Annotated in this window: 18 protein-coding genes and 2 pseudogenes; 11 read left to right on the plus strand and 9 right to left on the minus strand. The window is 70.6% G+C overall.

Going from position 1 to position 21,467, the window contains the following annotated elements; all coding sequences use genetic code 11:
* Window positions 1-303: pseudogene (locus tag K7862_RS33930) on the minus strand (DNA-directed RNA polymerase subunit alpha); the annotation flags it as partial.
* Window positions 304-630: 327 nt separating this feature from the next.
* Between K7862_RS33930 and hemE the strand changes: the two are divergent.
* From hemE to K7862_RS38350, 4 genes are all read left to right on the plus strand, one after another.
* The gene (gene hemE, locus K7862_RS33935; protein ID WP_308012336.1) at window positions 631-1,755 is read left to right on the plus strand and encodes a uroporphyrinogen decarboxylase; all 1,125 of its coding nucleotides are present in this window, start codon (window positions 631-633) and stop codon (window positions 1,753-1,755) included.
* 277 nt (window positions 1,756-2,032) lie between these two features.
* Complete coding sequence (locus K7862_RS33940; protein ID WP_222969055.1) at window positions 2,033-2,464, plus strand: phage holin family protein; 432 nt, start codon at window positions 2,033-2,035, stop codon at window positions 2,462-2,464.
* Complete coding sequence (locus K7862_RS33945) at window positions 2,461-2,910, plus strand: DUF3618 domain-containing protein (RefSeq protein ID WP_222969057.1); 450 nt, start codon at window positions 2,461-2,463, stop codon at window positions 2,908-2,910. Before K7862_RS33940 ends, K7862_RS33945 begins: the two co-directional genes overlap by 4 nt.
* A gap of 478 nt (window positions 2,911-3,388) precedes the next feature.
* Entirely contained in the window at window positions 3,389-4,933 is a 1,545-nt protein-coding gene (locus tag K7862_RS38350) for an FG-GAP repeat domain-containing protein (protein ID WP_222969059.1), read from the plus strand.
* A 44-nt stretch (window positions 4,934-4,977) separates the two neighbouring features.
* On the opposite strand, the pseudogene K7862_RS33955 reads toward K7862_RS38350, so the two are convergent.
* Both K7862_RS33955 and K7862_RS33960 read right to left on the minus strand, forming a co-directional pair.
* Window positions 4,978-5,811: pseudogene (locus K7862_RS33955) on the minus strand (ABC transporter ATP-binding protein); the annotation flags it as partial.
* A gap of 85 nt (window positions 5,812-5,896) precedes the next feature.
* Window positions 5,897-6,376 carry a hypothetical protein gene (locus K7862_RS33960; protein ID WP_222969061.1) on the minus strand — a complete coding sequence of 160 codons (480 nt, stop codon included), beginning with the start codon at window positions 6,374-6,376 and terminating at the stop codon, window positions 5,897-5,899.
* A 350-nt stretch (window positions 6,377-6,726) separates the two neighbouring features.
* On the opposite strand from K7862_RS33960, the gene K7862_RS33965 reads away from it, so the two are divergent.
* Window positions 6,727-7,551 (plus strand): hypothetical protein, encoded by an 825-nt coding sequence (locus tag K7862_RS33965; protein ID WP_222969063.1) that lies wholly within the window; start codon window positions 6,727-6,729, stop codon window positions 7,549-7,551.
* A gap of 82 nt (window positions 7,552-7,633) precedes the next feature.
* Here K7862_RS33965 and pyrE read toward each other — a convergent pair whose 3' ends face one another.
* The 4 genes from pyrE to fxsT form a co-directional block, all read right to left on the minus strand.
* Window positions 7,634-8,179 (minus strand): orotate phosphoribosyltransferase, encoded by a 546-nt coding sequence (pyrE, locus tag K7862_RS33970; RefSeq protein WP_262414221.1) that lies wholly within the window; start codon window positions 8,177-8,179, stop codon window positions 7,634-7,636.
* A gap of 82 nt (window positions 8,180-8,261) precedes the next feature.
* Window positions 8,262-9,188: a pentapeptide repeat-containing protein gene (locus K7862_RS38015; protein ID WP_308012337.1), complete on the minus strand. Its 927-nt coding sequence runs from the start codon at window positions 9,186-9,188 to the stop codon at window positions 8,262-8,264.
* On the minus strand, window positions 9,079-9,414 hold the full coding sequence (locus tag K7862_RS33980) for a hypothetical protein (protein ID WP_222969067.1): 336 nt from the start codon (window positions 9,412-9,414) through the stop codon (window positions 9,079-9,081). The genes K7862_RS38015 and K7862_RS33980 overlap by 110 nt, the downstream gene beginning before the upstream one ends.
* Before the next feature lie 387 nt (window positions 9,415-9,801).
* The gene (gene fxsT, locus K7862_RS33985; protein WP_222969069.1) at window positions 9,802-11,982 is read right to left on the minus strand and encodes an FxSxx-COOH system tetratricopeptide repeat protein; all 2,181 of its coding nucleotides are present in this window, start codon (window positions 11,980-11,982) and stop codon (window positions 9,802-9,804) included.
* A 171-nt stretch (window positions 11,983-12,153) separates the two neighbouring features.
* Between fxsT and K7862_RS33990 the strand changes: the two genes are divergently transcribed.
* The gene (locus K7862_RS33990) at window positions 12,154-12,582 is read left to right on the plus strand and encodes a hypothetical protein (protein WP_222969071.1); all 429 of its coding nucleotides are present in this window, start codon (window positions 12,154-12,156) and stop codon (window positions 12,580-12,582) included.
* 242 nt (window positions 12,583-12,824) lie between these two features.
* On the opposite strand, the gene K7862_RS33995 is transcribed toward K7862_RS33990, so the two are convergent.
* Complete coding sequence (locus tag K7862_RS33995; RefSeq protein WP_308012338.1) at window positions 12,825-13,592, minus strand: FadR/GntR family transcriptional regulator; 768 nt, start codon at window positions 13,590-13,592, stop codon at window positions 12,825-12,827.
* A gap of 184 nt (window positions 13,593-13,776) precedes the next feature.
* Between K7862_RS33995 and K7862_RS34000 the strand changes: the two genes are divergently transcribed.
* Genes K7862_RS34000 through K7862_RS34020 form a run of 5 tightly spaced genes read left to right on the plus strand, consistent with a single transcriptional unit; the run spans window position 13,777 to window position 19,679 of the window.
* Window positions 13,777-15,372, plus strand: coding sequence for an amino acid permease (locus tag K7862_RS34000; protein ID WP_372461720.1), 1,596 nt, complete (start codon window positions 13,777-13,779; stop codon window positions 15,370-15,372).
* Complete coding sequence (locus tag K7862_RS34005) at window positions 15,369-16,745, plus strand: glutamine synthetase family protein (RefSeq protein ID WP_222969073.1); 1,377 nt, start codon at window positions 15,369-15,371, stop codon at window positions 16,743-16,745. Before K7862_RS34000 ends, K7862_RS34005 begins: the two co-directional genes overlap by 4 nt.
* A complete protein-coding gene (locus K7862_RS34010; protein ID WP_222969075.1) occupies window positions 16,742-17,542 on the plus strand; it encodes a gamma-glutamyl-gamma-aminobutyrate hydrolase family protein in 801 nt (266 codons plus the stop codon). Before K7862_RS34005 ends, K7862_RS34010 begins: the two co-directional genes overlap by 4 nt.
* Window positions 17,539-18,915, plus strand: a complete 1,377-nt coding sequence (locus K7862_RS34015; protein ID WP_222969077.1) for an aldehyde dehydrogenase family protein — start codon at window positions 17,539-17,541, stop codon at window positions 18,913-18,915. The genes K7862_RS34010 and K7862_RS34015 overlap by 4 nt, the downstream gene beginning before the upstream one ends.
* A complete protein-coding gene (locus K7862_RS34020; RefSeq protein WP_222969079.1) occupies window positions 18,912-19,679 on the plus strand; it encodes a 3-oxoacyl-ACP reductase in 768 nt (255 codons plus the stop codon). Before K7862_RS34015 ends, K7862_RS34020 begins: the two co-directional genes overlap by 4 nt.
* Before the next feature lie 189 nt (window positions 19,680-19,868).
* Here K7862_RS34020 and K7862_RS34025 read toward each other — a convergent pair whose 3' ends face one another.
* Complete coding sequence (locus K7862_RS34025) at window positions 19,869-21,158, minus strand: MFS transporter (RefSeq protein ID WP_222969081.1); 1,290 nt, start codon at window positions 21,156-21,158, stop codon at window positions 19,869-19,871.
* Between the last annotated feature and the right edge of the window lie 309 nt (window positions 21,159-21,467).

The raw sequence follows: 21,467 nt of genomic DNA on the forward strand, positions 1-21,467 counted from the left end.
GCCCTGCTTGCGCAGGTACATCACGACCGGCTCGTCGTGCTCCGAGGAGACGACCAGCTGCTTGATGTTGAGGACGACGTCGGTGACGTCCTCCTTGACGCCCGGCACGGTGGTGAACTCGTGCAGCACCCCGTCGACCCGGATCGAGGTGACGGCCGCACCCGGGATCGAGGACAGGAGCGTACGACGCAGGGAGTTGCCGAGGGTGTAGCCGAAGCCCGGCTCCAGCGGCTCGATCACGAACCGGGAGCGGAACTCGTCGACGACCTCTTCGGTCAACGAGGGACGCTGAGCGATCAGCATGTGTGCGGTCCTTCAGTCGTGGGCGCCCGCTATTTGACGCCGTAGACACCGCACAATATCGGCAATACGACCTCGCAAGAGGCAGGCACCGCCGCCTGGTGCCGTCGCTGAGGTCCTGGTCCGCCAGTTCGACACTGCGAGATGACCGTTGATTCTGTCGAGCAGTTCTGGCTCAGAGGTGTCGCTCTGCCTTGACCCAAGGGCCGAGGTCGGCATAGGCCGTGGGCGGCGGGTCAGCTTGGATAGGCTGTCAGCGTTTCCTCGCCACGGGTGGGGTTGTGCTGATCGGGCGGGTCGAAGCCCGGGTCTCCGACGGAACGGAAGAGCGTGGAAACCGCTACGCAGGGTTGTGTTGGTCCGGATCGCGTATCGGCTGGAACGCGGTCGAAGAAGCTGCTGTTGCGTGCGCTCATGGGCGAGCGGACGGAGCGGCCGCCAATCTGGTTGATGCGGCAGGCCGGACGCTATCTGCCGGAGTATCACGGTGTTCGCGAGGCTGCCGGCGGGATGGTGGGGCTGTGCAACTCGCCCGAGCACGCGGTCGAAGTAACCCTGCAGCCGATCCGGCGTTTCCCGCTGGACGCGGCGATCCTTTTCGCCGATCTTCCGCAGATCGCGGCGGCGCTCGGCCAGAGCTTGGAGTATCGGGTTGGTGATGGCCCGGTTCTGACGCCCCCGATCCGTTCGGCGTCGGACATCACCGAGTTCTTGAGCGCGTCCGGCCTCCATGAGCGGCTGGCCCCGATCTACGAGACGGTCCGGCAACTCACGCGGGCTCTGCCTGAGGATGTGGCGTTGATCGGCTATGCCGGTGCGCCGTGGACGGTCGCGACGTACATGGTGGAGGGGCGTGGGGGCGCCGGCTCGGAGCATGCCGAGGTCAAGCAGTGGGCGCTGAGCGACCCGGCGGGTTTTCAGCCCTTGATCGACCTGCTCACTGCGTCCACCATCGAGTTTCTGGACCGTCAGATCCAGGCCGGTGCCGAGGCGATCCAGTTGTTCGAGAGCTGGGCCGGGACACTTCCGGACCCGTTCTTCCAACGCTGGTGTGTCAAGCCGGTCGCCGCTGTCGTCACGGCGCTGAAGGCGAAGCACCCTGGTGTTCCCATCATCGCCTTCCCGCGTGGTGCAGGGCTCGCCTACGACGGCTTTGCCCAGGCCACCGGTGTGGACTGCGTCGGGCTCGACTCGACGGTTCCGCTGGAATGGGCCGCGCGGAAGGTCCAGGGCGAACTGGGCCGGTGTGTGCAGGGCAACCTCGATCCTCAGCTCCTGGTCGCGGGCGGCCCCGCGCTGGAAACCGAAACCCACCGCATCCTGCACACTCTCGGCCGTGGCCCCTTTGTGTTCAATCTCGGACACGGCATCGTCAAGACCACGCCTCCGGAGCATGTTGCTGCGCTCGCCCAGCAGGTGCGGTCCTGGTCCGCACCCCTGGCATATCAGGAGTGAAGGGGGCGCCGGTCTCGCTCGGAGTCTGCGGCAGCGGCCCGCTTATGTGTGCGAACACCCCAACTGCCGTACACCCGCTGACCAGCCGATCGAGCTGCCGCCACGACGCATCAGGGCCGCAATCGCGCGGGTAACCCGATCGCCGCAGATGGACCCCCGAATTCGCTGATCGCGCCGGGGTGCCCTGATCTGTTCCGTTCGGGGTACACGCGTGCTTATGCGACGGGCCTGCCGCACGGCCCGTCGTCGTGGATCCAGAAGACGGGAGGTGATCGTCATGTCGACCATCCAGCCACCCGCTGGCGGGCGCGGCAGCGCGCAGGGCACAGACGAGCCGGTGAGTGAGCTGGTGCAGCGCGCGTCGCAGCAGCTGACGGAGCTGGTGCGCGGCGAAATGAGGCTGGCGCAGGCGGAGATGAAGGAGAAGGGCAAGCGCTACGGCAAGGGCGGCGGCCTGTTCGGCGGCGCCGGGGTCGTCGGCTTCCTGATGGCGCAGGCTCTGGTGGCCACAGCGATCGCCGCCCTGGCGGTGCCGCTGCCCGTGTGGGCGGCCGCGCTGATCGTCACCGCGGTGCTGGGTGTGATCGCCGCGCTGATGGTCATGAGCGGAAAGAAGCACATCAAGGAAGGCGCGCCGCCGACGCCCGAGCGGGCGGTCGAAAGCGTGAAGGCAGACGTGGCCGAGATCAAGGAGAGTGCACAGCGATGACCCAGCCGCCCCACGACCAGCAGACGGCTTCCAGCCCCGATGAGCTGCGCGAGCAGGTCGAGCACACCCGCGAGGAACTCGGACAGACGGTCCATGCGCTGGCCGCCAAGACGGACGTCAAGGCCCGGGCCCAGGAGAAGGCTGTGGAGGTCAAGCAGCAGGCCTCCGCCAAAGCGGGGGAGTTGAAGGCCAAGGCAGCCCAGACGGCAGCGCAGGTGCAGGAGAGGATTCCTGAGCCGGTGAAGGAGAAGGCCGCTTCGGTCGCCGGGCAGGCTCGGGACAAGGCCGCGCAGGCCACTGGCCTGGTCCAGGACAAGACACCTGAGCCGGTGCGGCAGAAGGCGACCCAGGGGGCACAGGCGGCGCGGGACAACCGCGCCCTTGTGCTGGCGGCAGCCGGGGCAGCCGTCCTCGTGTGGCTGGCCGGCCGTCGTAGGAAGGGGTGAGGCGGTGAATCGCCGGCACACAACGAGGTCCTCGCGCCTTTGCACCACGAAGACTTCGGACGTGCTCGTCTGGACTCGACATCCTTCCCCGGACACCACCGGGGAAGCCCCGGCCGGCGGCCGCTGACAGCGCCGGGACCCAGCATGCGGAGCGCTGCGCCAAGACGTTGTCTCTGAGGGCGCGTGATGACCAAGGGCAGTGGCTCAGAAGAGGTTCCCCAGCCCGTGCGGCTCCGGGATCCTCGGGCGCTCTGACTGCCCCCCTCTCCTCTCCCGCACTCTGGCGGACCTGGGGGCGGGATCGGCACCCCCGGCGGGACCCGCTAGTCTCGCGCCGACCGCAGGGTCAACCGTGGCTGATGTGGGGTCAGGGCGGTCAGGGGTGGGCTGGGGAGGAATCGTGTTGCGTCGATCCACAAGGGTGTCGAGGAGATCGAGGAGAGGGCTCGCGGCCTGGGCGGCAGGCACCGCTCTGGGCGTGACGGCCGCCACGGGGCTCGCCGTCTCGACCGCTGCCCCCGCGTCCGCGGTCACCGCCTGGGCCGAGCCCGGGGCGATCACCACACAGTCGTTCATGATGGACATCGCGACGGTCGGGGCGGGCGGCACGTCCACGTGGGTCTGCGAGACGTGTTCCGACGAATACCGTCAACTGCTCGACGTCGGCCACATCAGCGGCGGCACCAGCGACGATGTTCTCGGGATCACGGCCTCGGGCCAGCTCCGGCTGCACACGAGCCAGACCCAGCTGAGTGGGAAGGTCCTCGCCATCGGCGGCGGATGGCAGACCTACAACCAGGTCGCCGTCGTCGGTGACCTGACCGGTGACGGGCGGGCCGACCTGATGGCCCGTGACACCCATGGCCGGCTGTGGTTCTACGCCAGCCAAGTCAGCCTCAGTCAGCCGTTCCGGCCGCGGGTCCAGGTCGGCAGCAGCTGGAACGTCTACGACCAGCTGATCGGCGCCGCGAACTTCGACACCGCCGCGCGAGGCTCGCTCGTGACCCGTGACCTCCAGGGCCGGCTGTGGCTGTACGACGGCCGGTCGAACGGCACGCTCTCCGCCCGCCGCCAGATCGGCACGGGCTGGAACGTCTACAACCAGCTCATCGGCCTGGACCGGGACCAGGACGGCCACGGTGACATCCTCGGGCGGACGGAGGCGGGCAGCCTCTACCTGTACAAGGGCACCGGGACGGGAGGGTACGCGGGCCGCGTCAAGACCCCCGTGGACATCCCGAACTGGCCGAGCGTCAACGCGATCGCCGGAGAGGGCCACCAGCCGGACTTCGGCAAGGGCGAAGTCGTCGGGCGGATGCCCAACGGCGACGTGTACGCCTACGCGAGCCGGGAGAACGGCACCTTCCTCCCGCGCCGCGAGATCGCTGTGGACTTCCTCCCGGCGATCTATCCCCTGGCGACCACTACGGTGGCGTTCGGCGACAGTGGGCTCCCCGGCTTCGTCTACTCCGCCAGGCCGCTGGACACTGTCGGCGGCGTGCTGCTGTACGCCGGTGCGAGCGCCCAGAACGTCTCGCTCGCCAACTGCTCGGCGGTGGCCGGCCCCGGCGACCTCGACGGTGACGGCCACGGCGACGTGGTCGCCCGTGACACCGGCGGCCACCTGTGGTTCATCCCGGGCCACGCCGACGGCACGCTCGGCACCGGCACGCGCCGGCTGATCGGCGGCGGCTGGAACGCCTATCGCACCATCGTCGGCGCCAGCGACCTGAGCGGGGACGGCGTGGCGGACCTCGTGGCCACGACGCCCGGTGGCGACATGTATCTGTACGCCGGGCTGGCCAACGGCGCGTTCGCGAGCCGTGTCCACGTGGGCTCGGGCTGGCAGAGCTACACCAAGATCGCCGCGCCCGGCGATCTGACCGGCGACGGCAAGGGCGACCTGGCCGCCGCAGACTCCGCCGGGCGGCTCTGGCTCTACCCCGGTCTGGGCAACGGCCACTTCGGCGCCCGCGTCGAGATCGGCACGGCCGGCTGGAACGCCTTCCACGACATCTCCTGATGACCGGCCCGGCCCCGGGCGCCATCCACCCGGGGCCGGACAGGTCACGGCAGCACGGGACGACGGGCCGGCGCGTCGTCGAGGAAGCCGCCCGACTGGTGTCGCCACAGCTTCGCGTACGCGCCGTCGCCGGCGAGCAGCTCCTGGTGGGTGCCCTGTTCGACGATCCGCCCGCGGTCGAGGACGACGAGCCGGTCCATGCCCGCGACGGTACTCAGCCGGTGTGCCACCACCAGCGCCGTCCGCCCGTCCATGAGCCGCCACAGCGCCTCCTGGACGAGGATCTCGCTCTCGGAGTCCAACGCGCTGGTCGCCTCGTCCAGCAGCAGGATCGGGGCGTCACGCAGGATCGCCCTGGCGAGGGCGACCCGCTGGCGCTGCCCGCCGGACAGCTTCACCCCGCGCTCGCCGACCATGGTGTCGAACCCCTCCGGCAGCGCGTGGGCGAATTCCGTGACGTGCGCGGCCTCGGCGGCGCGGCGGACGTCGGCGTCGGTGGCACCCGGCCGGGCGAACGCGATGTTGTCCCGCAGCGTGCGGTGGAACATCGCGGGATCCTGCGGCACGTAGGAGATCAGGCCGCGCAGGTCCCGCTGCCTGATCCTGCTGATGTCCTGGCCGCCGACGACGATCCGTCCGCCGTCGATGTCGGTCATCCGCAGCAGGAGCCGGGCCAGCGTGGTCTTGCCGCCGCCCGACCGTCCGACGAGGCCCACCCGCGCCCCGCCGGGCACGGTCAGGTCGAGCTCCTCGAACAGCGGCTCCGCACCCCCGTGGGCGAACGTCACCTGCTCGAAGCGGACCTCGGCGCCCCGGCTCGACAGCGGCTCCGGCTCGGCCGGGTCCAGCACGGTGGGCGCGTCCAGCAGCAGTTCGGTCGGTTCTAGCTCGGCACGGGCGACGCCGCAGCGCCGTGCCCCCGTGCGACAACGTCGCCAGCGGATGGACCGATCGCCTGGCCTGTCACAGACCACGCACGAACGCGACCGAGAGCGCTGTCTCGGCCACCACCAGTACAAGGATGGCGAGCCCGGCGATTCGTCCCCGTCGCGCGACCTCCCCGTATTGGGGGTGCTGGCGAGCACGCGGATCCTTGGCGCTCGGCATATCTGCGGGAAGTCTCCCCATCCACAAGAGAGGCAAGGACGTCATCAGGAAGCCGATCGCCCCGAACCAGAGAGCGCCGCGTGGATTCCGAGAAAGAGCTGATGCCGCCATGAACAGAGCTGCGGCGGTCCAGACCGAAACGCCCGGTCCGCGCCTGCGGAGCGCAGGTGGCATCATGCGGAAGAGCGCGGCTACGAACGCGCCGAGGCCGACGGTCGCGGAGATCCACAGCAGCCAGGTCGGCACGGTCTGGAGGTCGATGCCTGTGTGGACCTCGGAACCGAGATCCGGGGCCTGCAGGGCCTGTATCGCCAGCGGGTGAACAACGACGCTCATGAGCTCAACTCGATTCGTGTACGCGGCGCCGACTCAGTGCGCGCGGCGATGCTACTGAACGTGCATGGGTGACGTCTGGGCCGATTGCCCGTCGGCGACTGGTCGGTTCCGGCAGGCACCATCGTCGTGAGACATGCGCAAGGCGGCGCGTTGACCGACGCCGGGAGGGCCACGCGTGAGCGGATCAGGCCGCAGCTGTGGGAGTCCCAGGCTCACCGAGGTGCAGTGATCCAGATCACCCTGGTCGTGAAGCGCAGGCTCAGGCAGATCCCAGTACCGCCCCGACCTGGTCGACGCCTGCCTCGCCGCCACCGAACTCAGCCCGGACGGTTGAGCGGTACCTTGCCACCATGTGCATCTCGACGGGTGAGGCCGCGTTCTCCGGCACGATCGTGTACTGCGGAAGGCAGCACCACCCGGTGCACGGCGTGATCCACGTCCTGGGCTACCAGAACACCGCCGTCAATCTGGCGGACGGACCGAACGCCATGCTGCTGCACCTTCCCGCTGCGCAGCTCACCCCTGGGCACTTCCTGTCCGCTGGGCGCACCGGTGACGTCCTGCACCGCATGGTCGCCGCTGTCCAACCCGTCGCTGCCGGAGCCCATGCCATCGAGTGGATGAGCGCGGAACCGCAGCCCGTCCAGGTCTTCGACCACGACGTCTACACGGTGCTCCTGGCCACCGACCCCACGGCAGTCCCCACCGCGCTGCGACATGTGCCGCTGCACCGCCGCCCGGACCTCGACCCGAGCCTCCTGCGCTTTTATGCCGACCACTTTCCCGAGCACACCATCGCCGTGTGCTGCTTCGACAACGCCGACGCCCAACGCGCCAAGCCTCTACTGCTGTGGTATTCGCCCTTCGACCCCGACCAGTTGACCGTGCCGGCCCTGGACAGCCACACAGGGGCGGCACCGGACCTCGACGCCGTCGTGACCGTGGACCACTGGGTGCTGCTCTCCACCGACCAAGCCCCTGCCGACTGGGGCGAACCCGTCGATTATCCCAGTACCATGCGCGACAGCCTGCGCGCTTTTCTTCCCTCCGCCGTCGTCGGCCGGTACTACGGCGAAGGGCAGACCCTGCTCAACGGAGACTTCACCATCAGCCACCAGGGGCTTCTCGCCGGCGACCTTGACCGAATCGAGCGTCTGCAACCCACTCGCCGCTGATGAGGCAGGACGACCGGGCCGTCGCACGTCAGCCGAACCCGACATCACCCAGACATCGTGCAGGGCGGCAAGTCCCCGCTGGTCAGGCAACAGCGGCCCGCAGGTCCGCTGCCGTCAGCAGCGACAACAGGTCGATGCCCTCGGCCATGAGGGCATCAGCACCGCCTTGCTCCCGGTCGATCACGCACAGAGCCTCATGCACCTCAGCCCCCAAACCACGCAGGTCCGCGGTCGACAGCACGATCTGGCCGCCGCTGGTGACCACGTCCTCAACGACCAGCACCCGGCGCCCCTCGACGTCGGCGCCTTCAGCAAGACGACAGGTGCCATACGGCTTGGCCTGCTTGCGCACGAACGCGCACGGCAGACCCGTGTGCCGGCCCAGCGCCGTCACCACCGGGATGCCGCCCATCTCCAGCCCGGCCAGCACCTGGGTGCCAGAAGGCACCAGCGGAGCCATCTGCCGGGCGATGTCATCCAGCAGGACCGGATCCCCCTCGAACCGGTACTTGTCGAAGTACTCCGTGGCAGTACGTCCGGACCGGAGCGTGAACCGCCCGGTCAGATGGGAGACGGCATGGATACGGCGAGCAAGATCGGTATGTGTCACAGGCGTCCAGTCTTCCATCTGCCGCCGTGACCAGGCGTCTGGCTCCCTTCCTGGCCTCAGCCATCGGCCGTCGCTGCCCGGCCCGGGCCTGCCCGGTAGGTCAGGACGCCGGCACCTGCGGGACGGGGACATCCGCTTCGCTGCTCCCGGACCCCTGGATCCGATACCGGCCATCGGGCAGCGGCTCGGAGCGCCCGCGCATCGCCGAGACCCACCTAGTGGGCCAGATGGTCTGATTCGACCACGTCACGTGTGTCAGTTTCGCGTCGGTCAGGTCCACGCCGGTCAGGTCTGCCCCGGTCAGGTCTGCCTTGCGCAAGTCGGCGCCGGTCAGGCGCGCGTTGCGCAGGTCCGCGCCGGTCAGAGTCGCCCGAGTCAGGGTCGCTCGGGTCATGGTCGCGCCGGTCAGGACTGCGCCCGTCAGATTCGCGCGGGTCACGGTCGCTCCGATCATCCTCGCCCCGGTCAGGTTCGCGCGGGTCAGGTTCGCGCCGGACAGCGTCGCGCCGGTCAGTATCGTTCCGGTCAGGGTTGCGTCGGTCAGGTTCGCGCCGATCAGTGCCGCGTTGCGGAGATCCGCGTTGCTCAGATTCACTGTCTCAAGGTCCGTGACGCGCAGGTTCGCGCCGACCATGACCGCGCCTCTGAGGTCCGCGCCGCGCAGGCCTCCCCGTGCGCCTCGAGCCACCAGGTCCGCGACGTCTTCGCGCAGCAGCGGCCCCTTCGCACCTGTTCTCAGGGGAACGCGGGGCGGTTCGGGGTTGACAGGTCCCGTGGTCGCCGCGGGAGGAGCCGGTTCATCATCTCGGAGTTGAGCGCCGGCAGCCACAAGCACTCGGGACCACCAGTCGGAGGTCTGGACGCGCAGCCAGGGGCGGCCCGTGCGTGCGGCCAGGGCGGCGCGGCCGAGGGGGGTGTCAGCGTGCGTCTTCACGGACATTCTCCCCCTCTGTCGCGGGCTGGGCTCGGGGAGTCGGCACGGCTGCGGACACGGGGCCACAGGGCACCGGCTCATCTGCCGAGGCATTCGCCCGAGGTGAGACCTCAACGCCGGAGAGGAGGCCGCGGATCGTGGCGGGTGCGCCGATACCGAACGCGAAGGCGGGCCACGGACCGTTGAGTTCACCGGACGCGGCAGCCGACACGCCGCATCCCAGAAGGAGGCCGGCGGTCAGCACGAACAACCAGGGACCCAGCTCCCCTTCGACGCGCCAGGGCCACGTGTACCCCGCGGCCTTCACCAGCGCGGTCAAGGACACCACCGTGGCTGCCCCGCCCCCGGCCAGCCCCCATAACGCCGCTTCCCACCAATGCATGCCTCGACGGTAGCCACTTGGGGCGGCGCGGGGCAGACCGTGTGCTCGAAGAACCGCAGTCCACACCCCACCCGACACGGTTGGGTCCCCAGGACACCGCAAACCGACGCGTCCGCGGCCACCGCGGGGCGACCCGGAGGTCGAGGGTACTGACATCGACCACGTCGAGTCGCCGAAGGATCGACAGGCCCCCGCGACCGCATCTGCCGCGGCGGGCTGTTCCTGCTGGTTGATGGGCGCGGTGGGGTGGTCGGCGAGGGTGCCGGGCCAGGCCTCCGGCGGCGCCGCTGCGCGCGCCTCGCATGACCACCACTGCCGGGGCGCTCAGGATCCCGGACCCGTTCCCGCCAGCCCGTCGGCCAGGGCGAAGGCCTCGGCGGCCTGGGGGTGGGTCTTTCCCAGCCGCTTGTTCAGGATCTGCGCGCCCCTGCGCGCGAGGCCCGCTGCGGCGGGGTCGTTCAGCGCGTGCAAAGCCCGGGCCTTGAGCAGCAGGGCGTATCCGATGTACAGGTGGTCCGGCGCGTAGCTGGCCTCGCGGATGCGAAGCGCCCGGGCGATCAGCGGCACGGCCACGGCATGGTCGTCCAGGGCGAGGTGGACGCCCGCCAGTGCGATCAGGTCGAAACTGACGTACGGGTCGTCCGGCCCGTACGCCGCCTCGTCGATCCGCAGCGCGCGCTCGGCCAGGACCATCGCCGCCCGGTGATCGCCGAGAAGGTGCCGGATGCGCGCCAGGGTGGCCAGGTCCGTCGCGATGGCGGGACTGTCCGCCGGCAGGCAGGACTCGTGCAGTCGCAGGGCACGTTGCGCCGTCGACCCCGCCCGTTCCTGATCGCCGCGATCCCGGTGGATCTGCGCCAGGGTGATCAGGTCGAAGCCGAGCTCCGCGTCCCTGTGTTCGAGTGACTCGTCGATCGCGACGGCACGCTCGCACAGGGACAGCGCCACCGAGGGGTCCCCGATCGACAGGAGGAACTCGGCGGCCAGCCGGAGCAGGTCCGCGGTCTCCGCGGCGCACCCGGCCGGCGGCTCGTCCTTGGTCACCACGAGCACGTGCGGGAGCAGTCGCTGCCATCGCGACCGCGCGTCCGGATCACCGTGGATGTCGTTCGGTACCGCCGCGGCCAGTGCCCGGCACAGCCGCGTCCGGGCGTCGGTGCGTAGGTCGGCCGGCATCGCCGCGCGGACGGCTGCCTGCACCAGCCGGTGCAGGACCAGGGAGAAGGCTTCGCGCCTGGCGAGCCCCAGACCGGCCAGCGCACCGACCGTCGTGTCCCACGCCACAGGGTCGGCCGCCGCCGCGTTCAGGGGTTCGGTCGCGCCGGTGAACAGATCCAGCGGGATCGGCTCCGGCGCCAGCAGGGCGCAGTGCTCCAGCAATTGCCTGGCGTGCGGCTGCTCGACCTCCAGCTTGCGCACGCTGAGCTGCCACAGGGTCGCGACCACCACCGCCGGCCGGTCCGCCAGCTCGCCGAGCGCGATCATGTCCTCCAACCGCGAGGACAGCAGAGCCAGGTAGTCCTCGGGTGCGGTGCGGTTGTAGTTCATGTATCCGGCTGCCTGTTCCAGCGCCAGCGGCAGGTCCCCCAACTGTTCGGCGATCCGGTCGGCCACTGCCGGCGTAGTGCCCCGCACCCGCCGGGCCAGCAGTTCCACCGCCTCTCGGCGGGTGAACACCTCCAGGTCGATGACGCCGGCCCTGCTCGACCAGCCACGGCGCCTGGTCGTGACGATGACGTGGCCACCGCTCCCCAGGTCACCCGACGGCAGCGCCTTGAGGAGCATGCCGGGCCTCTCCCCGTTGTCGAAGATGACCAGCCAGGGCGTGTGGTCCCGTAATCGGCCGTACACCTGCGCGACGACCTGTTCGGAACTCGCTTCCGCCAGCCCGAGCTCCCTGGCCAGCGAAACGAACTGCGACGCCACCAGGTCGGGATCCTCGGCGTCCACGAACACCACGTACCGGTATTCCGACAGGTAGAGGTAGGCGTACTCCACCGCGAGCTGCGTCTTGCCGACGCCGCCCAGCCCGTGCACGGCCTGCATCGCGCCGTCCTCGCCCGAGGTGAGGCGCTGTCGCAACTCGCGCAAGGCGGCGTCGCGACCGGTGAAGTGGGTGTTGCGCGGCGGCAGCCGGTACGTCGCCGGCCGGGCTCGCGAGCGCTCGGGACGTGCCGCCGGAGTGCGGACATCCCTGGACGCGACTTCCAGCAGATCGGTGAGGGTGGCGTGATCACCGCGCAGCCGCGCGATCTCATCCTGGGGCGAGAGGTCGATCCGAGCGGCGTGCGCGGCGCGGACGCAGGCGGTCGCGTAGGCCGCGACCCGCTCCCACGGGGGCGGCTTGGTGAACTTGCCCGCCAGCAGGTCCGACAGCGAAGACCGGGAGAGCACCTTCTTCTCGTCGTAGGCCAGCAGTTGCGCCTGGGTGGGCGATCCCGAGGAGGTGCGCAGGCGCTGCAACTGATTGGCGAACCAGCTTTGCGGTGAGTCCGTTCCGCCCATGTACGCCGCTCTCCCCGTCTCGCCCTCCGGAATCGTCCGGACGTCGGAGTCCAGAAATGTAGCTCATCCTGCGGCGGAGCCCGGCGGATCCGGGTTCCACCGAGAACTCCCTTCCCGGGCTGTGCCGCCCCGCATCGTTGACGGCGGCAATCCGAACGAGAAGGGATCGACATGGAACTCAAGGGAAGTCTCGTCCGACTCGCCGGTGCGGGCGCGGCGCTCGCACTCGGCTCGACGGTGATGGTCCTTGCGGCGCCATCCGCGACCGCCGCCTCCGCCAACGTCTCGCTTCCGTACGGGGCGAGCTACTACACGGGCACGGCCACCTGGTCCAACCGGTCGGTAGCCGTCGACGGATCGTTCAGGGCCACCGGGTGCCGGCGGGTCTATGCGCGGGCGTTCGCAGGCTCCACCTCACTGGACTTCCGGAGCACCAGCACCTGGTGCGACACATCCGGGCCGGCGGACTTCGCCCTTTCCGCGGACGTCGTCGGTGGGTCCGACAACATCTGGGTCTACATGACCGACGAGAACGGGACGTACCTCAAGGGGCAGACCTGCTACCGCAGTTCCGGCGCCTGCATCGACGGCCTGCACTAAGTGGCTGTCGCCGTTCCGATCGTGAGCGGTGCTGATCGAACAGCGGTCTCGTCCGGCTGATCGCTGCGGGGTGCACGGCACGAAAGCAGGGCCTCTTGGTTGTCCGTTGGGTGCCGACACCAACAACGGTCCAGGAGGCCCTGTTGCCGCAGTTCTACGCGGACGGCACTGTTGTGGTGGTGAGCGGGCCGGGGCCTCGGGAGGGACTCCGCATCCGGCGTCGCCTGTCCCCCGGGAGACGGTCAGCCGAGGAAACCGCGCAGCAGCGCCGCAGTGCCTTCCAGGTGCTCCTGCGTGGCCCGGCGGGCCGCCTCGACGTCACCTGTGAGGATCGCCTCGGCCATCGCCCGATGCTGCACCGCGGAGTGATCGATGTTCCGCTCCAGCACGGGGATGGCGTTGAGCAGGTCGTTGAGCCGCATGCGGGCCTCGGCAAGACTCGCCACCAGCGAGGGTGATCCGGTGAGTTCGGCGATCGCCAGATGGAACCGGGTGTCGGCCTGGCGGTAGCGGTCGGGTGGCACGGCCTCGAGGGCGGCGAGGTGGCGCCGCAACCCGGCGCGCTGCGCTTCGCTCAGCGTCAGACGGGCCGCGGCCTCGGCGGCCCCGGTCTCCAGGACGAGGCGGTAGGTGAGCGCGTCCTCGAGGCCGCCGCTCCCGATGCCCTCCACGGCCCTGCGCAGTGCCCCGGGCTGCGGCGCGGGCTCCCGGTAGGTGACGAAGGTGCCGCCGTAGCGGCCGCGTCGCGACTCCACGTAGCCGGCCCGCTGGAGCGAGTGCAGGGCTTCGCGCAGCGTGTCCCGGCTGACGTTCAGCCGCCCGGCGAGGTCGCGTTCCGAGGGAAGGCGGTCACCGTGCCCCAGCAGTCCGAGCTTGATGACCTGCAGGATGCGCTCGACGGTCTCCTCGAAGGAGTTCCCCGCGCGAACCGGCCGGAAGGCCGTCGATCCGAGCAGGTCGTCGACCGCCTCCGGCTCCCGCCGCGCTCCGAGGTCGTGATCCGCATCCACGCCGGAAGCGTAACGGTGTATTAACCGAAAGGAGTGACGGCCCTCTTGACGCACCGTCACCCAGGCCGGGACAGTGGGCGTCATCGCATTGGACGTCTCATCGTCCATTGATCGCCGGAAGGGCGTCGCCACCCCGTCGTGGAACGCCGAGAATCGGTCCACCTCACCTCCCCAGGGGTGTCCCATGCCTTCCCTCAGCTCACCCGACCATGCCGGTGGTGTCCCACGGCCCGCGACGGGCACCGGCGCCACGCACTCCCAGGCGACCGACGACGAGCACCGACTCCGCGAACTGGGCTACGCCCAGGAACTGGCCCGCTCGATGTCCGGGTTCTCCAACTTCGCCGTGTCGTTCTCCATCGTTTCGATCCTCTCCGGCTGCCTGACCCTGTACGGGACGGGCATGAACACCGGCGGCCCGGCGCTGATCACCTGGGGCTGGCCGCTGGTCGGGCTGTTCACGCTGTGCGTCGGTCTGGCCATGGCCGAGATCTGCTCGGCCTTCCCCACCGCCGGCGGTCTCTACTACTGGGCGGCCCGGCTCGCACCGCGCAACGCGGCCGCGTGGAGCTGGTTCACCGGCTGGTGCAACTTCATGGGGCAGGTCGCCGTGACGGCCGGTATCGACTACGGCGCGGCCTTCTTCACCAACGCCCTGCTGGACCTCCAGTTCGGCTTCTCCACCACCCCCGCGCACACCGTGGAGATCTTCGCCGTCATCCTCGTGCTGCACGGCCTGCTCAACACCTTCGGGGTGCGCCTGGTGGCGCTGCTGAACAACGTCAGCGTCTGGTGGCACCTGCTGGGCGTGCTGATCATCGTCGGCGCACTGGCCATCGTGCCGTCGAAGCACGCCTCCGCGTCGTTCGTGTTCACCCACTACGTCAACAACACCGGCTTCGGCTCGTCGTTCTACGTCGCGATGCTCGGTCTGCTCTTGGCCCAGTACACGCTGACGGGCTACGACGCCTCGGCTCACATGACCGAGGAGACCAAGGGCGCCGCCATGTCCGGACCACGCGGCATCGTCAACGCGATCGTGGTCTCGCTCGTCGCCGGCTGGGTGCTCCTCATCGGCCTGACCTTCGCCATCCAGGACTACCGCGGAGAGCTGGCCAGCGCGACCGGGGTGCCGCCCGCCCAGATCTTCATCGACGCCATCGGCACGACCGGCGCCAAGTTCCTGCTGCTGATCGTCATCGGGGCCCAGTTCTTCTGCGGCATGGCGTCCGTGACGGCCAACTCACGCATGATCTACGCCTTCTCACGCGACGGCGCGCTTCCGTGGTCCCGGCTCTGGCACCGGATCAACCCGCGCACCCAGACTCCGACCAGCGCCGTGTGGCTGGCGGCGGGCGGCGCCCTGGTCCTCGGTCTCCCCGCGCTGTGGAACACCACGGCGTACACCGCCGTGACGTCCATCTCGGTGATCGGGCTGTACCTCTCCTACGTCATCCCGGTCTTCCTGCGACTGCGACACGGCGACGGCTTCGAGCGCGGTCCCTGGCAACTGGGTCGCTGGAGCGGGACCATCGGCACCGTGGCGGTCGTGTGGACCGTCTTCATCAGCGTGCTGTTCATGCTCCCCACCGCCAGTCCCGTCACCGCCAGATCCTTCAACTACACACCGGTCGCCGTCGCCGTGGTCCTCGGGTTCTCCGCGCTGTGGTGGGCGCTGTCCGCGCGGCGCTGGTTCACCGGCCCCCGCATGCCCGAAGCCGCGGCAGACCGGGCCGACGACGGCTCCAGCCCGCCGCACGACGCACTGGAGAAACGATGACCGCCAGCATCCACTCCGCGGCCCGCCTCACCCTGGAACAGCTGCGCGTCGAGGTTGCCGACGGCATCGTGGACACCGTCGTGCTGGCCATGACGGACATGCAGGGACGCCTGCAGGGCAAGCGCGTCGCCGCCGGCTACTTCCTCGACGACCTCGTCGACGCGGGCGGGGCCGAGGGCTGCGGCTATCTGCTCGCCGTGGACGTCGAGATGAACACCGTCGGCGGCTACGCCATCTCCTCCTGGGACAGCGGCTACGGCGACCTCGTGCTCGCTCCGGACCCGGCCACCCTGCGCCGGCTGCCCTGGCACCCGGCCACCGTCATGGTCCAGTGCGACGTCCTGCACCACGACGGAGAACCGGTCGAGATCTCGCCCCGTCAGATCCTGCGCCGCCAGCTCGACCGTCTCGCCGCCCACGGCTGGCACGCCTACGCGGGCACCGAGCTGGAGTTCATGGTCTTCCGCGACAGCTACGAACACGCCTGGCAGAGCGGCTACCGTGACCTGACCCCGGCCAACCAGTACAACGCCGACTACTCCGTGCTCGGCACCGCCCGCATCGAGCCGCTGCTGCGCCGCCTCCGCAACTCCATGGCCGGCGCGGGCATGACCGTGGAGTCCGCCAAGGGCGAGTGCAACCTGGGCCAGCACGAAATCGCGTTCAAGTACACCGACGCTCTGACCACCTGCGACAACCACGCGGTGTACAAGACCGGCGCCAAGGAGATCGCGGCGCAGGAGGGATACGCGCTCACCTTCATGGCGAAGTTCGACGAGCGCGAGGGCAACTCCTGCCACATCCACCTGTCCCTGCGGGACGCCGAGGGAAAGCCCGCGCTGGCCGGCAGCGGACCGTACGGCTTCTCACCCACCATGGAGCACTTCCTCGCCGGCCAACTCGCCTGCCTCGCGGACTTCTCGCTGTTCCTCGCGCCGAACGTCAACTCCTACAAGCGCTACGCGCCCGGCAGTTTCGCCCCCACCGCGATCGCCTGGGGGCGCGACAACCGGACCTGCGCCCTGCGCGTCATCGGGCACGGCCCTTCGCTGCGCTTCGAGAACCGTGTACCCGGCGGCGACACCAACCCGTACCTGGCGGTGGCCGCCCTGGTCGCCGCGGGACTGCACGGCGTCGAGCACGAACTCCCGCTACCGGAGGAGTTCGTCGGCAACGCCTACGCCTCCGACGCCCCGCAGGTGCCGGCCACGCTGGGCGAGGCGGTGGCCGCCTTCGCGGGCAGCCAGGCGGCCGAACGCGCCTTCGGCAAGGACGTCGTCCGCCACTACGCGCACGCCGGCCGGGTCGAACTCGCCGCGTTCAATGCGGCGGTGACCGACTGGGAGCGGCGGCGCGGGTTCGAGCGCCTGTGAACGCCCGCCACGCCTCCCCGGCGGCGCACTCCCCGGCCGGGGACGCTCGCCACGCCTCCCCGGCGGCGCACTCCCCGGCAGGGGACGCCAGTCCCGTCGTCGGGATCTCCGGCTACACCGATCACGCCGCGTGGAGCGTGTGGGCGCAGCGCGCGGCGCTCGTCCCGCGGAGCTACGTCGACGGCGTGACCCGGGCCGGCGGCGCGGCGGTGGTGCTGCCGCCGCAGCCGGATCCGGGCGTGGCCGAGCACATCGTGGCCCGGCTGGACGCGCTGGTCCTGGCCGGTGGCCCCGACATCGCTCCCGCACGCTACGGTGCCGCGCGGCAGGCGCAGACCGGACCGCCGGACCTGGAACGAGATGCCTGGGAACTCGCACTCGCCCGTGCGGCGCTGGACCGCGATCTGCCGGTGCTCGGAGTCTGCCGCGGCCTGCAACTGCTGAACGTGGCCTTCGGCGGCACGCTCCGGCAGCATCTGCCCGAGGGCAGCCATCAGCGGGTTCCCGCGCGCTTCGTCCACCGCACCGTCCGCGTCCGGCCGGACACCCGGCTCGCCGCGGTCCTGGGCGCCAGCGCCGAGGTCTCCTGCTACCACCACCAGGGCGTGGCCCGGCTGGGTGCCGGACTGCTGCCCGCCGCCTGGGCGGACGACGAGACCGTGGAGGCCGCCGAGGCCGACCCGTCCCTCGGGTACCGCTTCGTGCTCGGCGTCCAGTGGCACCCCGAGACCGACCTCACCGACCTCCGGCTCTTCGCGTCCCTGCTCGACGCCGCCCGCAAGGAGACTGCCGCATGACCGACGCGCACGATCTGTACGAGGTGCGCAACCCGGCCACCGAGGAGGTCATCGCCTCCGTCGCGATGGCCTCGGTCACTGAGACGGACGCGGCGATCGCCCGCGCCAAGTCCGCATACTCCACGTGGCGCACGGTGGCGCCGGCCGACCGGGCCAGGCTGCTGCGCGCGTTCGCCGCGGAGGTCGACGCCGACCGCGACCACCTGGCCGCGCTGGAGGTCGCCAACGCCGGCCACACCATCGGCAACGCCCGCTGGGAGGCCGGCAATGCGCGGGACGTCATCGAGTACTACGCCGCCGCCCCGGAGCGGCTGTTCGGCCGTCAGATCCCGGTCGCCGGCGGCATCGACATCACCTTCCAGGAGCCGCTCGGCGTCGTCGGCGTCATCGTCCCGTGGAACTTCCCGCTGCCCATCGCCGCCTGGGGGCTGGCGCCCGCGCTGGCCGCCGGCAACACCGTCGTCCTCAAGCCCGCCGAACTCACCCCGCTCACGGCTCTGCGGCTCGCCGAACTCGCCCTGCGTGCCGGGCTTCCCGAGGGCGTGCTGACAGTGCTGCCGGGACGGGGGCCGGTCGTGGGCCACCGGTTCGTCACCCACCCCGACGTGCGGAAAGTGGTGTTCACCGGTTCCGGCCCGGTCGGCAGGGCGGTCATGGCCGGCTGCGCCGAGCAGGTCAAACCCGTCACCCTCGAACTCGGCGGCAAGAGCGCCAACATCGTCTTCGCCGACGCCGACCTCGACAGGGCCGCGGCCACCGCTCCGTACGCGGTCTTCGACAACGCGGGACAGGACTGCTGCGCCCGGTCCCGGATCCTGGTCGAGCAGTCCGTCCACGACCGGTTCCTCGACCTGCTGGAACCCGCGGTACGCGGAGTGCGGGTCGGCGACCCCGCCGACGAGAAGACCGAGATGGGCCCGCTCATCTCGGCAGCGCACCGCCGCCGGGTGTCCTCCTACGTGGACCGGGTCGCCTACCAGGGGAAGGCGCCCGAGGGGCCCGGCTACTGGTACCCGCCGACCGTGCTGGCCGGAGTGGGCCCTGGCGACCGGGCGTTCACCGAGGAGATCTTCGGCCCCGTCCTGGTCGTCGTGCCCTTCCGCGACGAGGCCGAAGCGGTCCGCCTCGCCAACGCCACCGCCTACGGCCTGGCCGGATCCATCTGGACCCGGGACGTGGGCCGCGCCCTGCGGGTCGCCCGCGGGGTCGAGGCGGGCAACCTGTCCGTCAACTCCCACTCCTCGGTGCGCTACTCCACGCCGTTCGGGGGCTTCAAACAGTCCGGGCTGGGCCGGGAACTCGGACCCGACGCCCTGACGGCGTTCACCGAGACCAAGAACGTCTTCATCGCAACGGAGGAACCTCCAGCATGATCACGCGACTTCAGGGGCGGACGGCCGTCATCACCGGGGCCGCCAGCGGTATCGGACGCGCCACCGCCCGGCGCCTGGCCGCCGAAGGCGCACGGGTGGTGTGCGTGGACCTGGACGCCGAGAACGGCGCCAAGGCCGCGGCCGAGGTGAACGGCCTGTTCATCCGGGCCGACGTCACCGATGAGGAAGCCGTCCGCGCGATGTACGAGGAAGCCGTCGACACCTACGGCCGGCTCGACATCGCCTTCAACAACGCCGGCATCTCCCCGCCGGACGACGACTCCATCCTCACCACCGGCCTGGAGGCGTGGCGACGCGTCCAGGAGGTCAACCTCACGTCGGTGTACCTGTGCTGCAAGTACGCGATCCCGCACATGAGGCGCCAGGGGAGAGGTTCGATCATCAACACCGCCTCGTTCGTCGCCGTCATGGGCGCGGCCACCTCGCAGATCTCCTACAGCGCCTCCAAGGGCGGCGTGCTGGCGATGTCCAGAGAACTCGGTGTGCAGTTCGCCCGTGAAGGCATCCGCGTCAACGCCCTGTGCCCCGGGCCGGTCAACACCCCGCTGTTGCAGGAGCTGTTCGCCAAGGATCCCGAACGCGCGGCACGTCGCCTGGTGCACGTGCCGATGGGGCGGTTCGCCGAGGCCGAGGAGATCGCCGCGGCTGTCGCCTTCCTCGCCGGCGACGACGCCTCCTTCATCACCGCCAGCACCTTCCTGGTCGACGGCGGGATCTCCGGCGCCTACGTCACACCCGAATGACGTCTGACGATTGATGTCCGACGTCGGCGCCGCGTGTGATGCCGGCGGCGTGCGCCTGGGCCCCCGGAGGGGTGGGGCTCAGGTTCCGCGTCCAACGACCGCTGACGGCTAGCGGCCCCCGCACTCCCGGCGCGACACCCTCCGCACGAGCGGGTGGTTATGGGCGACCGCACGCGTGCCCTGGGGCCGCTACCCGGCCGGCCCTGACCGCACCTGGTGACCGCCGGTGGTCGTGGGGACGCCCACCGGTGGCCGGGGGTCCGGCAGTCGGGTCAGGAGGGCGACGGCCAGGAGCACGGGGAAGAGTGCGCCCAGGGTGCGGGTCAGACCGGTCAGCTCCGCGCACCAGCCCACCGCCGCGGGCCCGAGGAGCACGCCCGCGTAGGCGAACGTGGTGAAGCGGGACACGGCGGTCGCCGCGTCCGTTCCACCCACCTGTCCGACCACGCTGAAGGCGAGCGGCAGCAGGACCGACATCCCGGCCCCCATCACGGCGAATCCGGCAACCGCGGCCGGGGGTTCGGCCGCAAGGACCGCCACACCGAGCCCGGCGGCCGCGACGAGTCCGCTGGTGCGGAAGACCTTCGGAGCCCCGTAGCGGGTGGCCAGCTGGTCCCCGAACAGGCGTACGAGCGTCTGGCCCGCGGCGTACGCCGTGACGGCGGTCGCGGCCAGGCCCAACGAGACGCCCCGGCCGTCGTGCAGAAAGATCGGCCCCCAGCCGAGCGCGGCCCCCTCGCAGATCATCAGGGCCGTACCGGACAGGCCGAGTGCCACGAACGCTCCGCTCCAGCCGGACGCCGAACGGCCCGTGTCCGGCCGGCGGCCGCCTGGCCGGTTCGCGCGTGGCGCCGGAGCGGCACCGCTGTCGTGGTGGTCCCCGGCGGGCAGGAGCGGGCCGGCGGGCAGGAGCGGGCCGAGGACGAGCCCGCCGGCGACCAGCACCGCGGCCGCCCCTGCGAAGTGCGCGGTCAGCGGGACACCGGCACGCGTGAGACCGGCGGTCGCGAGGGAGGCCACGACGGCGCTGACGCTCCACGCGGCGTGGCAACCGCTGAGGATGCGCCGCCCGGAACGCCTCTCCACGGCGACGGCGTGCGCGTTCATGGCGGCGTCCGTCATCCCGTGTACGCCGCCGAGCGCCGTGCTCGCGGCCGCGAGCGTGCCGAAACCGCCGGCCAGGCCGACCAGCGCCAGCAGGATCGGCATGACGACCAGCGACACGCGCAGCACGGTCGTGCTGCCCACCCGGGCCACCAACGGCCCCACGAACTGCATGGACACGATGGCCGCCGCGGCGAAGAGCAGGCCGAGCGCCCCTACTTGGCCATCGGTCAGGTGATGCAGGCTCTTCAGTGAGGGCTGCCGGGCGATGGAGGTGGACAGGGTCAGCCCGTTGAGGAAGAAGACGGCTGTGGCCGGCCATCGCCCGCTCCCGGCTCCGAACCGCCGTGCTCGCTGTTTCCGTGGGTCCGTCATGCGGCCTCCGTGTACGTTCCGTCCGGGTCCTGGTTCGGGGTCCCTACCAACGACGAACGGGACGACCGCGCATCGACGCCTGCCGGCACGCCGACACCGCTCGCCGGGCGGGGCGCTGAGCCGGCTTGGCCGGCGGCCCACGGATCGCGTCGTGCGCTCCGAAGCGCTGATCAACCTGCTGCACGAGCCTTGACCCCGATGGGTGCGGTCCTGCGAGAATCCGTGAGGCGCGGTGATCGATTCTGTTTGAAGCTGATCAGTTGCCGCGTTCGCGGGTCACCGCGGTGTGCAGACGCATGTCTTGACGAG

Origin of the sequence: Actinacidiphila acidipaludis, from assembly GCF_019890725.1 — a bacterium.
Taxonomy (GTDB): Bacteria; Actinomycetota; Actinomycetes; order Streptomycetales; family Streptomycetaceae; genus Actinacidiphila; species Actinacidiphila acidipaludis.

Bases quoted from the DNA above. Each gene is read 5' to 3' on its own strand.
- K7862_RS33940 (WP_222969055.1), top strand. From the start codon at position 2,033: ATGTCGACCATCCAGCCACCCGCTGGCGGGCGCGGCAGCGCGCAGGGC.
- K7862_RS33945 (WP_222969057.1), top strand. From the start codon at position 2,461: ATGACCCAGCCGCCCCACGACCAGCAGACGGCTTCCAGCCCCGATGAG.
- K7862_RS33960 (WP_222969061.1), bottom strand. From the start codon at position 6,376: ATGAGCGTCGTTGTTCACCCGCTGGCGATACAGGCCCTGCAGGCCCCG.
- K7862_RS33965 (WP_222969063.1), top strand. From the start codon at position 6,727: ATGTGCATCTCGACGGGTGAGGCCGCGTTCTCCGGCACGATCGTGTAC.
- pyrE (WP_262414221.1), bottom strand. From the start codon at position 8,179: ATGGAAGACTGGACGCCTGTGACACATACCGATCTTGCTCGCCGTATC.
- K7862_RS38015 (WP_308012337.1), bottom strand. From the start codon at position 9,188: ATGCCTCGGCAGATGAGCCGGTGCCCTGTGGCCCCGTGTCCGCAGCCG.
- fxsT (WP_222969069.1), bottom strand. From the start codon at position 11,982: ATGGGCGGAACGGACTCACCGCAAAGCTGGTTCGCCAATCAGTTGCAG.
- K7862_RS33990 (WP_222969071.1), top strand. From the start codon at position 12,154: ATGGAACTCAAGGGAAGTCTCGTCCGACTCGCCGGTGCGGGCGCGGCG.
- K7862_RS34000 (WP_372461720.1), top strand. From the start codon at position 13,777: ATGCCTTCCCTCAGCTCACCCGACCATGCCGGTGGTGTCCCACGGCCC.
- K7862_RS34005 (WP_222969073.1), top strand. From the start codon at position 15,369: ATGACCGCCAGCATCCACTCCGCGGCCCGCCTCACCCTGGAACAGCTG.
- K7862_RS34015 (WP_222969077.1), top strand. From the start codon at position 17,539: ATGACCGACGCGCACGATCTGTACGAGGTGCGCAACCCGGCCACCGAG.
- K7862_RS34020 (WP_222969079.1), top strand. From the start codon at position 18,912: ATGATCACGCGACTTCAGGGGCGGACGGCCGTCATCACCGGGGCCGCC.
- K7862_RS34025 (WP_222969081.1), bottom strand. From the start codon at position 21,158: ATGACGGACCCACGGAAACAGCGAGCACGGCGGTTCGGAGCCGGGAGC.